This window comes from Salidesulfovibrio brasiliensis JCM 12178 (assembly GCF_001311825.1).
Classification (GTDB): domain Bacteria; phylum Desulfobacterota; class Desulfovibrionia; order Desulfovibrionales; family Desulfovibrionaceae; genus Pseudodesulfovibrio; species Pseudodesulfovibrio brasiliensis.
The window spans coordinates 1-13,470 of sequence record NZ_BBCB01000015.1; the positions used below are offsets into that span (position 1 = coordinate 1).

The window sequence follows — 13,470 nt, forward strand, 5'->3', positions numbered from 1 at the left end:
GTATGAGCGGGCTTTTTTGCGTTCGTGGTTTGACTTGCAAGCGGAAGATAGGCGTCCCGCTTGTCTTATTCCAGGGCCTTATGTCAGTACCTTTTCGATCTCGCCCAGTGCCCAGTCTAGTTGCTCTTTGGTTATGACAAGAGGCGGGGCAAAACGGATAACCGTTTCATGTGTCTCCTTGCAGAGCAGCCCGGCTTTCATCAGTTTTTCACAAAACGGTCTTGCAGGGCCCGTTTCCGGAGTCAGCTCAACGCCAACAAGTAAGCCCTTGCCGCGCACTTCCTTTACATATGGTGAATTGAAGGCCCGCAACTGGTCCATGAAGTAGTTTCCAAGTGTCTCGGCATGCTGGATGAGGTTTTCGTCCTGCAGCACTTTGAGCGCCTCACGGGCCACAGCGCAGGCGAGAGGATTACCGCCGAAGGTGCTGCCATGGTCGCCCGGCATGAATACATTGAGAATGTCGTCGTTGGAAAGAACGGCCGAGATAGGGTAGAAACCGCCGGAAAGCGCCTTGCCCACCAGGGTGGCGTCAGCTTCGATTCCGTCATGCTCCTCAGCAAAAAGTTTCCCGGTTCTGCCAAGCCCTGTTTGAATTTCATCAAAAATAAGCATGACTTCATGCTGGTCGCATATCTCGCGGCATCGCTTCAGGTAGCCTCTGGTGGCACAATGACGCCGCCTTCTCCCTGAATGGGCTCCACAAGGAAACCGACAGTGTTCTGGGTGATGGCATTCTCAAGGGCCTCTGCGTTTCCGAACTCGACGACCTTGAAGCCGGGGGTGAACGGTCCGAATCCTTCCTTGTACTGTTCGTCCGTACTGAAGCCGACAATCGTGATGGTTCGGCCGTGGAAATTGTTCGAGCAGACAATGATTTCCGCCTTTTCGGGCTCAACCTTTTTGTGCGCATATCCCCATTTGCGGACGGCCTTTATCACTGTTTCAACGGCCTCGGCACCGCTGTTCATCGGCAGCACTTTATGTGAGTTGGTCAGGGCGCATATCTCTTTATAAAAAGGCCCAAGCTGGTCGTTTCTGAAGGCGCGGGAAGTCAGTGTAAGTTTGGCCGCTTGGTCTGTCATGGCTTTGAGGATTCGGGGGTGGCAATGGCCCTGATTTACGGCGGAGTAAGCTGAAAGACAATCGAGATAGCGCTTGCCCTCGACATCGTAGACCCAGACGCCTTCGCCTTTGGTCAGAACCACGTCCAGAGGCTTGTAGTTGTGGGCACCGTAGCGGTTTTCCAGTTCGATGAGTGACTGCGTATTCACAAGACCTCCATGAGTTATGCGATGAGTATTGTTGCTCACATATCACGCAGCCTTGATAAAATGAATGTTCTTTTTCACTCATTGTCATGCATAAAAAAAGCCCGCTTGCTGGCGGGCCTTTCGTAATATCGATCTGAATTACTTCTTTTTGCCTCTCTTTTTCCAGAGCTGCATTTCTTTCATTTTTTTGCGACGCTCACGCTGCAAGGATTTGCACACAAGAGGAGTGTTCTTTTTGTAGCCGAATTTTTCGCGGTACTCTACCGGGGTCAGGTCGTGGCTTGCAAGGTGCTTCTTGGTGAGAATCTTGAAAGACTTGCCACAGACGCAACAGATTACGGATTTCTCACGGATGGCCTTATTGGGCTCACAGGCCATCGGTTCTTCTTCGGTTGTGGGGGTGCCTTCTGCAATCGCCTGGATTCCGGTTGCAATCTTCTGCACCATGGAAGTGATTTCTTCTTCAGTCATGGTACGAACGCTTGCCTGCGCCTTGACGATTTCAAGTGCTTGTTTGAGGTACTCTTCCATGTCGACTCCCTATTGTAAAATGGTGTAACATTGCTCAAAAGACGTAATGTTGCTTTCCAATAACAGAAGAAATCTTTTGCGTCCAGATTGAAAGAGAAAACAATCAGTCGTTATCGCAAATTAATAATACTTTGGAGAGCTCATGCAGTTTTTGTAGCTTCACAGGGAAATGTTGATTCCCGGGACCTCATGACGTATTAAGGCTTCTTCAGAAGCCAATCATGAGAGGAGGATTCATGTCCGCTGAAAAAAGCAATATTCACGTGTTGGAAGACGCCAAGAAAGAAGGCGAAGAGCAAACCGCAACTGAGGCGTCTATCGATGCCACGACGCTGGACGAGGCCATCAAAAGCCGCCTTTCCACCCAGAAAGACATGAGCAAGGTCGCAGTCATCGTCTCCCTGCTTTCCGTGGTTCTTCTGGTTATCTTCTTTTTCGGCCTGAACAGGAACATCGCCGGTCTGAACGCCGAGGTAAAAAGTCTTGGCGAGCTCCGCGGGCAGGTGCAGAGTCTTGATGAACGTCTGATTTCACTTGAGGATGTTTCCGGCCAGATGAAACGCACTGCCATCTACAACCTGACCAACGAGATGACCATGGAGTCTGCATATCTGGAAGGTCAGATTGAAGACGAGGCGCAGAAAGAAAAGCTGCGTGAGATTCAGAAGCTTCTTGGCGAATTCAGGCAAGGTCTTTTAAATAAGTAGTCGCGACCGAGACGAAGTATGAGGGAGGGGTGTGCCCCTCCCTTTTTTTGTTCAAGTGACTGAACACCGTTGATCACTTTAGTTGTGTAATATCAATGTTATTTTGTTTTTTGTTGCTCATTGGGTGGCTTTTAGTTTGTTGTTCATCCATATTTCATAAGGGTAGTTGACTTGTTGTGATCAAATGTGTATTGATCGTTCAATGATTGGTGCTTTAGAGGTGTACGATGAACGGCTGTGGTGAAGAATTTGTCAGTTTGCGCGAGGTTGGTCGTCGGTTGAACATTCCGGCGTCCACCGTTGTGTATTACAAGGATAAGTTCTCTCGTTACATACCGTCTGTCGGTGGAGAAGGCCGCAGGAAACGCTACCCTTCCGAAGTGTTGGAAGTGTTCAGGAGGATCAGGGAAATGTTCGGCAAGAATTATTCAGTTGAACAGATTGAGCGTGAGCTGGCGCTGAAATTTGGGACAATGATCAATGATGAACAAGAGGGTGCCACTTCTGTCTCCGGCGACATGAAGCGCGTTTTGACGCGCCTTTCGGAGGCCATGCAGGATCAGACGCTCTTTAGAAGTGAGATCCGGTCGCTTCGTGATGAAGTCGCCGAGTTGCGGCGTGAGCATCGTGAAGTTGTGGGGCGCTACCGCGAGCGAGTCGGCCTTCTCGAAAAGGGCTTTGAGATGCTCAAGAAAAAGAACGCGGAGCTCGAGCGGAAAATTTCTACCAGTGCAGGGGGAGGAATAGATTTTCCGCCTGCCGAGTATCTTGCTAGCCCGCTGGTCATTCGGACGGACGGTGAGTTCCTCGGTGTGCAGGGGAAGGGGCGCAAGCATTTCTCGCTTAAGGATTTCGTCTCGCTCATTGAGCGGCGCATGTCTGAGTCCATGAAGGTTGAAACCTCGTGGTCGCGCAAGGATGGCACCTGGGTGCTGGTGGTGCGTACACAGGCCAACGGCAACGGGACCGATCAGAATATCGTCCTCGTCACACGGAAAACCGTGACTCCGAGCGGGAACACCGTGACTGAAATTGTCCGCATGAATATCAACGGCAACGATGCGCCCGAAGCGCTCCTGCTGAGTCTCTTCCGTCAGGTTCGTTCTGTTTTTGGCGGCTAGGTGCCTATATTTTTTTTACTAAAATTCAGTCTAGAAAATTTCTTGATCTGGTTGACGCTTTTGATTATATAGTTGGAGTTGAAAAATGACAGCAGTGCATGCCCTGAAGGCCAGAGAGGAGAGCCGTATGCCCCAGGTTGCCGCAAGGATTTCGCATGATCAGGAGAAATGGCTCAAGGAGTTTTTCAAAACGAAAAGCGCCGGAGCCGAATTCATCCTGCCGTGGGCCGTAGATGTTTTCTTCAAATCGATTCGCAGTGTCTCCAACGAGTTCTCCGTTGCCGAGCTCAAGACGATTCTGGAGTCCCACAAGGACGTCAAGCTGCTGCCGAATCAGTCCAAGCAGGCCTACCTCATGCTCCGCGTTCAGGAAGCATGTGACGAACACAATGTTCACATCCAGCACGGAGCGAGCAAGAGCAACCTGGAAGTGAAGCTCCGTCGTCTTTCCGATCTTCAGGCCACCGCTCTCATGATCTGGGCATGCGCGTTCTGGGTCAGCAAGAGCTGGAACGGCGTTGCTGTCGATGATTACGTGAAGCTCTCCTGCGGTTAGGCGCTTTTATCGCGCCCTGCTTGCCTGCGTCAGCTATTTCCAGTATTGGTCCTGAACCACGCTTTGTGCGGAGGATGTATGGTGCATCCTCCGTTTTCGTATTCAACGCGCAAGGAGAGCCATGAACCCTCTTCCCTGTATCCTTACCATAGCCGGATCCGACTCCGGTGGCGGCGCCGGGATTCAGGCGGACCTGAAGACCATCTCCATGCTGGGCGCATACGGTGCGAGCGTCATCACCGCACTTACTGCCCAGAACACCACGGCCGTCACGGCCATTCACGCCCCACAGCCGGTATTCGTGGCCGAACAGATGAAGGCCGTTATTTCGGACTTTGACGTGCGGGCGGCCAAGACCGGAATGCTGTTTTCCGCACCGATCATCAAGCGCTGGCGCCGTTTTTTGCGGCCAAGACCTTTCCGCTGGTGGTCGACCCTGTCTGTGTCGCGCAGAGCGGTGCAAAGCTGCTTGAGGATGAGGCTGTCGAGGCGATGGTCGAGTTGGTGTTCCCCCACGCGACCCTTCTGACGCCGAACATCCCAGAGGCCGAGCTGTTCACTGGCATGAGCATCAAAACCACTGACGACATGGTCGCAGCGGCCGAGAAAATGCTTGGTATGGGACCAAAGGCCGTCCTGATAAAGGGTGGACACATGGATTCTGTGACCGCCACCGACTGGCTGGCCATGCCCGGCCACAAGCCGATGCCGCTCATGCAGCGCCGCGTGGATACGCAGAACAACCACGGCACTGGGTGCACGCTGTCCGCAGCCATTGCTACGGGACTCGGTCAGGGGCTTGATCTTTATGCCGCCGTACGCGGTGCGCAGAAATATCTCAATCTGGCTCTGCGGGCGTCATTTTCCCTCGGCGCAGGCAGTGGGCCGCCCAACCATCTTGCGCCATGGATCAAGGAGAAGGCGCGCGGGGAGGTTGTGTCCGAGCTTGAAGCCGTGGGGATGCGCTTCGTGGGCATGAGCGGTTTTTCCGAGCTGGTTCCCGAGTGCAGGATGAATGTTGTTTGCGGTGTTCCGTTTGCCGACGAGCCGGATGATGTTGCCGGATTCACCGGCGGAATCTCCGCTAGTCGTAACGGAGTGATTTGTCCTGTCGGGCATCCCGGTTTCGGCGCTTCGACGCGCGTTGCCGCGGCGCTTCTTGCCATGCGAAAATACGATGAAGAACAGCGTTGGGCAGTGAATCTCAACCCGTCGGAAGCCGTGATAGGCGCGCTTCGCGGTGCTGGCTTGGGCGTTGCGTATGTCGATCCGGATGCGCAGTGGTTTGATGAGCATGTTGAGGACGGCATTTCAAAAGCCATTGCGCGTGCTCTTGCGGAGAGCGCTGCTGCCGACGCGGCCGCCGTGCTGTGTTCCGGGGGCGAGTGCCGTCTGCCGATGCTCTGGCTTTTCGCTGCTGACTCAGAAGAGCTTTTGGCTCGGATTTGCGCCGTTATCGATCAATTGAAAAGCGCCGAAAGCCTTTAGCAGAGGGGGATTGAGTACGCTAAAGGTTGACAGATAGTAAAATGCTTGCTTAATAAGCACGTCTTTTGCGGGCGTGGCGGAATTGGTAAACGCGCCAGATTTAGGATCTGGTGCCTTGCGGCTTGGGGGTTCGAGTCCCTCCGCCCGCACCAGCTTTTGCAAATTATTGCGCTTTGTTAGCGCTGCCAGGAGGATAGGATGGAATACAAGGTTGAAGAAATTTCCCCGGTAGAACGGAAGATCAACGTCACCGTTCCGGCCGAAGAGGCGACCGCGGCGGTGTCCGCAGCCACGGCCATGTACAGAATGCGCACGGACATCAAGGGCTTTCGCAAGGGCAAAGCTCCGGCGTCCATGATCGAGAGTCGTTTCCACAAGCAGATTTATGGTGAGGCCACAACCGACCTCATCAACCTCCACATCAACCAGATTCTGGGCGAAGTGGGCATGCAGCCCCTTTCCCGTATCGACGTTGACCACGACCTCATCAAGCGTGACGAGGACTTCGAGTATTCGATTTCCTTCGAAGTGGCGCCCAAGGTCGAACTGCCCAACCTCGACGGCCTCAAGGTCGAAGAGGAAAAGGCCGTTGTGCAGCCTGAAGAGCTGGAAAAGGTCGAAGAGCGCGTCATCGATAACGCCGCCGAAGTGAAGGTGCTCGAGGACGCCCGTCAGCCCAAGGACGGCGAAGTCGCCACCGTGAGCTTTGCCGCCTATCAGGGTGACAAGGTCATTGACGGCATCAAGGCCGAAAACTTCGACCTCCCGCTGGGCGAAGGTCAGGCCCTTCCCGAATTCGAGGAGCTGGTCAAGACCCTGAGCCCCGGTGAAGACGGCGAGAAGGAAGTGACTTTCCCGGCCGATTTCATCAACGAGAATCTCGCTGGTCAGACCGTGCTGATGAAAGTCAAGCTGCATGCCGTCAAGGAACGCGTCCGCCCCGAAATGAGCGACGAGGTTGCCAAGAAGGCCGGTTTCGAGTCCGTCGAAAAGATGCGTGAGATCATCGAAAAGTCCTATCTCGACAGCCGCAAGCAGCTCGCCAAGTCCAAGGCCCAGCAGGATCTGCTGAAGCAGGCCATGGACGGTGTCGACTTCCCGCTGCCGCCCTCCATGGTCGAAGACCGTATCGACCGTCTGGTGAAGGACACCGAATACAAGCTCGACCGTCAGGGCAAGAGCCTCGCCTCCCTCGGCAAGCCGATGGAGCAGGTTCGTGAAGAACTGCGTGAGGAAGCCGAGCAGACCGTCCGCAGCGAAATCTTTCTGCTGGCCGTCGCCTCCGAGGAAGGCCTCGAAGTCACCCGCGAGGAGATCGACGCCACTCTCGGACAGCTTGCCATGCAGAACCAGATGCCGCTGCACGAGCTTAAGAAATATTACGAAGACAACAATCTCATCATGCCGCTCAAGGACCGCATCATGTGCGACAAGGCCATGGAGTCCATCTATGACCGCGCGGAAGTGACCGAGGTTGAGCCTGCAGCAGCCGAAGGCGAGAAGAAGGCCCCGGCCAAAAAGGCTCCGGCCAAGAAGGCTGCCGCCAAAAAGACCACCAAGAAGGCTGCGGACAAGGAAGAGGGCGAAAAGAAAGCCCCGGCCAAGAAGCCCGCTGCCAAGAAGGCTCCGGCCAAAAGGCTGCCGACAAGGAAGACGGCGAAAAGAAGGCTCCGGCCAAGAAGCCTGCCGCCAAGAAAACCACCAAGAAGACCGCCGATGAAGCCGAGAAAAAGGCACCGGCCAAGAAGCCCGCTGCCAAGAAGGCCCCGGCCAAAAAGGCTGCAGCCAAGAAGGACGAGGAAAAGTAGCCTCGTTTCTCCGAATGTGAAGCGGCGGTCCGGATGTCCGGGCCGCCGCTTTTTTTCATTGCAGTATTGACTTGTGATTCTGCGTGAATACTTTGGATTTTCAGACCTTCTTCCAGAGCTTGTTTTGGAAGGGGAAATGCTCCATAATGACCGCAGAAGGAGACTGGTTCAGTCTCCGCGGAACAAGCCGGCCCATGGCGGCCGGGTAACTGGGACAATAAGGAGAGTGGAATGACCGCCATTCCGATGGTCATCGAAACCACCGGCCGTACCGAACGCGCCTACGACATCTATTCGCGTCTTCTCAAAGACCGCATCGTTCTTCTGAGCGGAGCCGTTGACGACCACGTTGCCAGCCTCATCTGCGCACAGCTGCTCTTTCTGGAGTCCGAAGACCCGGAAAAAGAGATCTACATGTACATCAACTCTCCGGGCGGCGTAGTCTCCGCCGGAATGGCCATTTACGACACCATGCAGTTCATCTCGGCTCCTGTGGCCACGCTCTGCATGGGACAGGCCGCAAGCATGGGTGCCGTGCTGCTGGCTGCCGGTGCGCCGGGCAAGCGCTACGCGCTGCCTCATAGCCGCATCATGATGCACCAGCCGATGGGCGGTGCTCAGGGGCAGGCCACGGACATCAACATCCACGCCCGTGAAATCCTGCGTCTGCGGGAGGCGTTGAATTCGATACTGGTCCACCACACGGGCCAGAGCATCAAGACCATTGAGAAAGACACCGAGAGGGATTTCTTCATGTCCGCCAAGGAGGCCGCCAAATACGGCGTCATCGACCAGGTTATGGCCTCGCGCGAAGACATTGTGGAGTCCGAGGAAGGGTAATCACGAAATATGGCTGAAAATATGCAAGAAAAAGAACTCCAGTGCTCGTTCTGCGGCAAGAAGCAGAGCGAAGTGCAGCGCTTGATAGCCGGGCCCGACGTCTACATCTGCGACGAGTGCGTTGCCCTGTGCAACGACATCATGGCGCAGGAGACCGTGCACGAGGAGTTCGAGCAGGGACGTCTTCTGCCCCCGCAGGAGATTCGAGCACTGCTGGATGAATACGTCATCGGTCAGGATCAGCCCAAGAAAATCCTGTCCGTGGCGGTGCACAACCACTACAAGCGCGTGCACTACTCGCAGGGCCGCGAGAGCGACGATGTGGAACTGGACAAGAGCAACATCCTGCTCATCGGTCCCACCGGCTCGGGCAAGACGCTTCTTGCCCAGACGCTCGCGCGCATCCTGCACGTGCCTTTCGCCATCGCAGACGCCACCACGCTGACCGAAGCGGGGTACGTGGGCGAGGACGTCGAGAACATTCTCGTTCAGCTTCTGCAGAACGCGGACTACGACATCGACGCCGCCAGCCGCGGCATCATCTATGTCGATGAAATCGACAAGGTCGCGCGCAAGGGCGACAGCCCTTCCATCACCCGCGACGTGTCGGGCGAGGGTGTGCAGCAGGCGCTTCTGAAGATCATCGAGGGCACCGAGGCCAACATTCCGCCCAAGGGCGGCCGCAAACACCCGCAGCAGGAGTTCATCCGCATGGATACCTCGAACATCCTGTTCATCGTGGGCGGCGCGTTTATCGGTCTCGAAGGCATCGTGCAGCAGCGCGCGCAGGGTTCCGGCATGGGCTTTGCCGCCAAGGTCGAGGCCAAGAAGGAGCGTCCCATCGGGGAAGTCTTCTCCGAAGCCGAGCCCAACGATCTCATCAAGTTCGGCCTGATCCCCGAATTCATCGGCCGTATCCCGGTCATGACCGCGCTTCAGGAGCTGACCAAAGACGATCTGGTTCGCATCCTCAAGGAGCCCAAGAACGCTCTTGTCAAGCAGTATCAGAAGCTTTTCGACATAGACGGCGTCAAGCTGACCTTCACGCCCAACGCGCTCAAGGCCATCGCCAAGAAGGCCGTGGAGCGCAAGACCGGCGCACGCGGACTCCGGAACGTGCTTGAGTCCGTGATGCTCGACATCATGTACAAGCTGCCCGGCATGACCGGCGTCAAGGAGTGCGTGGTGAACAAGGCTGTCGTGGAGAAGGGCATTGAACCGTTGCTCTTCTACCGTCAGGAAAAGAAAAGCGCCTAGAATATCATTTCGTCCGCCCCGCTTGGCGGGGCGGGCGGATGCCGAAAGGGTTTGACATCCCTTTCTGCGGTATTAGCTATACTGCACCACGGCGTTTCGCGTCCGCGAAGCGTAACCATGTCAACCGGAGGAGCCACATGCCGACGTTTTCCTTTGACGGCAAGAAAGCCCCTGAAGATACACGCCTTCCGATGATGTCCCTGAGGGAAGTGGTCATGTTCCCGCGGTCCATTGCGCCGCTGTTCGTGGGCCGCGAAGCTTCCATCAAGGCCATCGAGACGGCCATTGCCGATTACGAAAAGAAGATTTTCCTCGTTACCCAGAAGAACCCCGAGAAGGAACACCCTGAAAAGGATGACCTTTACGAACTCGGGACTGTAAGCAAGATTCTTCAGATGTTGCGCCTGCCCGACGGCACCATCAAGGTGCTTTTCGAGGGCCTTTACCGCGCACGCTGGAATCGCGAGACCGGGAACTTCAGCCACGAGCTGGGCGAGGACGAATACCCCTGGACGACCATTGAGCGCGTCTACGAGGATGACGCCGACGAGGCCGAGTCCGTGGCGCTGGTGCGTTCCGTGCAGGAGTCCCTTGAAGAATATGCCAAGGTGAACAAGAAGCTCGCACCGGAAGCCGTGACCGCCATGACCTCTCTCAAGGATGCGGGGCAACTGGCCGATTCGGCCATGCCGCACCTGAAGGTGGACTTCGTGCGCAAGCAGGAAGTGCTGGAAGAGCTGGACCCCATCGCTCGTCTTGAGGCCGTTTACGAAATGCTGCTCGGAGAAATCGAGATCGCCAGCATTGAGAAGCGGGTCAAGGGTCGCGTCAAGGACCAGATGGAAAAGAACCAGCGCGAGTACTACCTCAACGAGCAGATCAAGGCCATCCACAAGGAGATGGGCCGCGAGGACGACCCAGCCTCCGAGGCTGCCGAGCTGGAAAAACAGCTCGAAGAAAAGGTCATGCCCGAAGAGCACAAGGACCGCGTCCGCAAGGAAATCAAGAAGATGCGGCAGACGCCGCCGAGCAGTGCGGAATACACGGTCGTGCGTAACTACATAGACTGGATCTTCGATTTGCCCTGGGGCAAGATCAAGTCCACGCACACGAGCATCGACAAGGCGCGCGGTATTCTCGACGAAGACCACTACGGCCTGAAAAAGCCCAAGGAGCGCATCCTTGAGTACATGGCCGTGGAGAGTCTCGTTGACAAGCTGCGCGGTCCGATTCTCTGTCTGGTGGGTCCTCCCGGCGTTGGCAAGACGTCCATCGCAAAGTCCATCGCCCGCGCCATGGACCGCGAGTTCGTGCGCCTGAGCCTTGGCGGCGTGCGAGACGAGGCTGAGATTCGCGGCCACCGCCGAACCTATGTCGGCGCCATGCCGGGCAAGATAATCCAATCCCTCAAGCGTTGTGAGAACAACAACCCGGTCATGTGCCTCGACGAAGTGGACAAGATGAGCGCCGATTTCCGTGGCGACCCGTCTTCGGCTCTGCTCGAAGTGCTGGACCCGGAGCAGAACTACGCGTTTGCCGACCACTACCTTGATCTGGACTACGATCTGTCCAAGATATTCTTCATCACCACGGCCAACACGCTGGATTCCATCCCCCTGCCGTTGCAGGATCGTATGGAAATCATCCGGCTGCCCGGATATCTGGAGAACGAGAAGGTCGAGATAGCCCGCAACTTCCTGCTGCCCAAGCAGCTTGAAATGCACGGGCTGAGTGAAGACAATCTCAACCTCTCGGACAATGCCATCGTGGACATGGTTCGCCGCTATACCCGTGAGGCTGGCGTGCGTAACCTTGAACGCGAACTGGCAAACATCTGCCGCAAGGCTGCCATGCAGATTGTCGAGGCAGGGGAGAAGGACAAGACCGTCAACGTCACGGTCCAGAACCTCTCCAAGTTCCTCGGCGTGTCCAAGCACCGCTACGGCGAGCGCGAGGACAAGCCTTCCGTGGGCCTTTCCACCGGCTTGGCCTGGACCCAGCTCGGCGGCGAACTGCTGATGGTGGAAGTGGCGCTTATGCCCGGTAAGGGCAAGGTGGAGATTACCGGTAAGCTCGGGGATGTGATGCAGGAGTCGGCCCGTGCGGCGCTTTCGTACCTGCGTTCCCGCTCCGACCTGTTCGGTCTCAAGCCCGACTTCTACAAGGAAGTGGATATGCACGTGCACGTTCCGGACGGCGCAACGCCCAAGGACGGCCCCAGTGCGGGTATTACGCTGGCCACGGCCATCATCTCCGCGCTCCTGAACGTGCCTGTCCGTCATGATCTGGCCATGACCGGCGAGATTACGCTTCGTGGTCGGGTACTGCCCATCGGCGGCCTGCGCGAGAAGCTTCTCGCCGCCCACCGCGGGCTGGTCAAGACCGTGCTCATTCCCGATGAAAACGAGAAGGACCTCAAGGACGTTCCCCAGACCATCCTGAAAGAACTTGAAGTCATTCCCGTCAAGCATATGGACGAGGTACTGGAGCAGGCGCTCATCATCGACGAGGGAGAGCCCTTGTTTCGTCGCGTTGAAAAGGCCACGCCCATAGCCAACAGGCTCCTCAAGGAGGAGTTCTGCAAGCAGGCCCACTAGAGTCTGTTTACGCTGATTACAACAAAGGCCCGGAACCTTGGTTCCGGGCCTTTTTGCGTTCGGGAAGGCGACTCTGTCTTTGGCTTCGGGGCGCGGGATGATGCAGGCCGATCCGGCCTGCGGCAAAGGGCGAGAAGACTGCGGCTCTGGCAGTCTCCACCAGCGATGAGTCCTCCTCTAAGGAAAGGTTGCTGATGAGTGGTGAACGTAGATCAAAATATCATTGTTTTTGCGCGGTGCGCACAGTAAAAGAAGTTTGTATCGTCTGTCCGGTCTTTTTCTGGGTGGATTTTGCGATGAAAGGTCGCAGGAGGACCATGCGCAACCTACTTTGTATATTTATACTTGTCTGCCTCATGGCAGTTTCTTCAGAAGCGGCTCAAGCAGACTGTGTTGTGTTGGTCAATAGCTATCACCAAGGATATCGATGGGTTCAGTCCTATCGCAAGGCGTTTGTCGACAACATTGCCAAAGATGCGATGGTCGTGGAAGTGGACCTTGATACCAAGCGCATCCCCAGATCCGAGTATGCAGAGCGGGCACGCAAAGCGCTTGCTCTTATTGACGAAGTCAAGCCCGAGGTGGTTGTGTTGGCGGACGACAACGCCTTTGCCCTGCTTGCGGAGGAAGTCGCCACACGGAAGATTCCCGTTGTTTTTCTCGGCGTGAATAGCAACCCTCGAAATGCGGTTACATCTCTTGATACTGTGGTTGGCGTACTGGAGCGTCCGCTGGTCAAGCGATCCATTCCGATAATCAACGAAGTGCTGAACAAGGATTTCAGGAACTTTTTGGTGTTGTTCGACGTAAGTACCACTTCAGAAGTGTTATTCAATGAGGTCTTTCACGAGAATAGTATCAAATTCATGGGATACACTGCGGAGATCAGGACCGTAGCAACCTATGATGAATGGAAAAAAGCCGTTCTGGCCGCTCCCGGGCAAGGGTTCGACGCGATCATGCTCGGGGTGCATAACACGCTTCGCGATGAAGACGGCAGACATGTTCCGTATCGCAAGGTAGCCCGCTGGACCAACATCTACTCGACCCTTCCACTTTTTGCCTTTTGGGATTTTTCCGTGTCCAGCGACATGGCTTGCGGCGGGCTCGTTCTTTTTGGTGGCCCGCAGGGCGAAGCGGCGGCACAGTTGACCAATCGCCTGCTGGAAGGTGCCAATATCGTTCAGTTGCATACCATTACGGCTGAACGGGGCAAGCTCATGTTCAGCGGGGCGGGTTGAAGCGATGGGGCCTGAAGGTCGAGAATCGAAAAGACGAGACAATCTTTTTT

At 55.8% G+C, this 13,470-nt stretch carries 10 protein-coding genes, 1 tRNA gene and 2 pseudogenes; 11 read left to right on the forward strand and 2 right to left on the reverse strand.

The genetic code is table 11. The features are described 5' to 3' along the window. Window positions 1–78: 78 nt before the first annotated feature. Both rocD and JCM12178_RS06210 read right to left on the reverse strand, forming a co-directional pair. Window positions 79–1,313 (reverse strand): annotated as a pseudogene (gene rocD / locus JCM12178_RS20730) (ornithine--oxo-acid transaminase). A 99-nt stretch (window positions 1,314–1,412) separates the two neighbouring features. After that, a complete protein-coding gene (locus JCM12178_RS06210; RefSeq protein WP_054649717.1) occupies window positions 1,413–1,805 on the reverse strand; it encodes a Ros/MucR family transcriptional regulator in 393 nt (130 codons plus the stop codon). A gap of 236 nt (window positions 1,806–2,041) precedes the next feature. Here JCM12178_RS06210 and JCM12178_RS06215 point away from each other — a divergent pair, with 236 nt between their 5' ends. The 11 genes and pseudogenes from JCM12178_RS06215 to JCM12178_RS06260 all read left to right on the forward strand — a co-directional run bounded on the left by JCM12178_RS06215 (window position 2,042) and on the right by JCM12178_RS06260 (window position 13,420). After that, window positions 2,042–2,512: a hypothetical protein gene (locus tag JCM12178_RS06215; RefSeq protein ID WP_054649719.1), complete on the forward strand. Its 471-nt coding sequence runs from the start codon at window positions 2,042–2,044 to the stop codon at window positions 2,510–2,512. Between the two features lie 227 nt (window positions 2,513–2,739). Continuing rightward, window positions 2,740–3,633, forward strand: a complete 894-nt coding sequence (locus JCM12178_RS06220; RefSeq protein WP_054649721.1) for a MerR family transcriptional regulator — start codon at window positions 2,740–2,742, stop codon at window positions 3,631–3,633. Between the two features lie 127 nt (window positions 3,634–3,760). Beyond that, complete coding sequence (locus tag JCM12178_RS06225; protein WP_054649723.1) at window positions 3,761–4,189, forward strand: hypothetical protein; 429 nt, start codon at window positions 3,761–3,763, stop codon at window positions 4,187–4,189. Window positions 4,190–4,397: 208 nt separating this feature from the next. Further along, window positions 4,398–5,020, forward strand: a pseudogene (thiD, locus tag JCM12178_RS21310) (bifunctional hydroxymethylpyrimidine kinase/phosphomethylpyrimidine kinase); the annotation flags it as partial. Window positions 5,021–5,164: 144 nt separating this feature from the next. Further along, window positions 5,165–5,677: a thiamine-phosphate synthase family protein gene (locus JCM12178_RS21315; protein WP_245628654.1), complete on the forward strand. Its 513-nt coding sequence runs from the start codon at window positions 5,165–5,167 to the stop codon at window positions 5,675–5,677. A 67-nt stretch (window positions 5,678–5,744) separates the two neighbouring features. Next, a tRNA-Leu gene (locus JCM12178_RS06235) sits at window positions 5,745–5,829 on the forward strand. A gap of 46 nt (window positions 5,830–5,875) precedes the next feature. After that, window positions 5,876–7,555, forward strand: a complete 1,680-nt coding sequence (gene tig / locus JCM12178_RS06240) for a trigger factor (protein ID WP_172677075.1) — start codon at window positions 5,876–5,878, stop codon at window positions 7,553–7,555. 161 nt (window positions 7,556–7,716) lie between these two features. Continuing rightward, window positions 7,717–8,325: an ATP-dependent Clp endopeptidase proteolytic subunit ClpP gene (clpP, locus tag JCM12178_RS06245; protein WP_054649725.1), complete on the forward strand. Its 609-nt coding sequence runs from the start codon at window positions 7,717–7,719 to the stop codon at window positions 8,323–8,325. A gap of 21 nt (window positions 8,326–8,346) precedes the next feature. Further along, the gene (clpX, locus tag JCM12178_RS06250) at window positions 8,347–9,582 is read left to right on the forward strand and encodes an ATP-dependent Clp protease ATP-binding subunit ClpX (RefSeq protein ID WP_439646697.1); all 1,236 of its coding nucleotides are present in this window, start codon (window positions 8,347–8,349) and stop codon (window positions 9,580–9,582) included. Between the two features lie 137 nt (window positions 9,583–9,719). Continuing rightward, window positions 9,720–12,179 carry an endopeptidase La gene (lon, locus tag JCM12178_RS06255; protein WP_054649729.1) on the forward strand — a complete coding sequence of 820 codons (2,460 nt, stop codon included), beginning with the start codon at window positions 9,720–9,722 and terminating at the stop codon, window positions 12,177–12,179. 194 nt (window positions 12,180–12,373) lie between these two features. Next, window positions 12,374–13,420, forward strand: coding sequence for an ABC transporter substrate-binding protein (locus JCM12178_RS06260; protein ID WP_157054799.1), 1,047 nt, complete (start codon window positions 12,374–12,376; stop codon window positions 13,418–13,420). Window positions 13,421–13,470: the final 50 nt, after the last annotated feature.

Excerpts from the sequence above, each read along its gene's own strand:
- JCM12178_RS06210 (WP_054649717.1), bottom strand. The coding sequence starts at position 1,805 with ATGGAAGAGTACCTCAAACAAGCACTTGAAATCGTCAAGGCGCAGGCA.
- JCM12178_RS06215 (WP_054649719.1), top strand. The coding sequence starts at position 2,042 with ATGTCCGCTGAAAAAAGCAATATTCACGTGTTGGAAGACGCCAAGAAA.
- JCM12178_RS06220 (WP_054649721.1), top strand. The coding sequence starts at position 2,740 with ATGAACGGCTGTGGTGAAGAATTTGTCAGTTTGCGCGAGGTTGGTCGT.
- JCM12178_RS06225 (WP_054649723.1), top strand. The coding sequence starts at position 3,761 with ATGCCCCAGGTTGCCGCAAGGATTTCGCATGATCAGGAGAAATGGCTC.
- JCM12178_RS21315 (WP_245628654.1), top strand. The coding sequence starts at position 5,165 with ATGAGCGGTTTTTCCGAGCTGGTTCCCGAGTGCAGGATGAATGTTGTT.
- tig (WP_172677075.1), top strand. The coding sequence starts at position 5,876 with ATGGAATACAAGGTTGAAGAAATTTCCCCGGTAGAACGGAAGATCAAC.
- clpP (WP_054649725.1), top strand. The coding sequence starts at position 7,717 with ATGACCGCCATTCCGATGGTCATCGAAACCACCGGCCGTACCGAACGC.
- clpX (WP_439646697.1), top strand. The coding sequence starts at position 8,347 with ATGCAAGAAAAAGAACTCCAGTGCTCGTTCTGCGGCAAGAAGCAGAGC.
- lon (WP_054649729.1), top strand. The coding sequence starts at position 9,720 with ATGCCGACGTTTTCCTTTGACGGCAAGAAAGCCCCTGAAGATACACGC.
- JCM12178_RS06260 (WP_157054799.1), top strand. The coding sequence starts at position 12,374 with ATGAGTGGTGAACGTAGATCAAAATATCATTGTTTTTGCGCGGTGCGC.